This is a genomic window from Sphingobacterium sp. 18053, from assembly GCF_902706145.1.
GTDB lineage: Bacteria > Bacteroidota > Bacteroidia > Sphingobacteriales > Sphingobacteriaceae > Sphingobacterium > Sphingobacterium paramultivorum.
Map to the genome: position 1 here is coordinate 1 of NZ_CACSJW010000040.1, position 465 is coordinate 465.

Annotated in this window: 1 protein-coding gene; it reads right to left on the reverse strand. The window is 48.6% G+C overall.

The features are described from left to right. Positions 1 to 407: NAD(P)-dependent oxidoreductase (locus GVK91_RS27190; RefSeq protein WP_159732762.1), on the reverse strand; the 407-nt coding region annotated here is incomplete at its 3' end. Positions 408 to 465 lie beyond the last annotated feature (58 nt).

Consider the following 465-nt stretch of genomic DNA (forward strand, 5'->3'; position numbering starts at 1 on the left):
CCCGCGCCCATAGCCTCTGCGACTGGTAGATAGTCCGCTGGGAAGTCTGGGGCATCCTTGAGCATGCTTGTCTGGCTCTGGTCTAGGTAGAGGCTACCTGCACCACCTACAATCAAGAGGCGAGTGGATGCGCCTGCAAGCAAGTCTGTCAAATGGCTTGCTAGACGGCTGTGATCTGGTAGCGTTTCTGGAGTCCAAGCACCAAAGGCGTTGACAACCACATCAAAGTCCGCCAAGTCTTCCTTGCTAAGTGCAAAAGCATCTTTTTGGATGACTTCTTGGGCTGCACTCTTGTTTTCAGAGCGGACAATGGCTGTCACCTGATGACCACGTTCTACTGCTTCTTTGGCAATTGCTTGACCTGCTTGACCTGCTTGACCCTTTGCTGCAATAATGGCGATTTTCATATTGTTTACCTCACTTGTTTTGTTGTAACGTTTTTGTTTACAACAATTAGTTTATAAC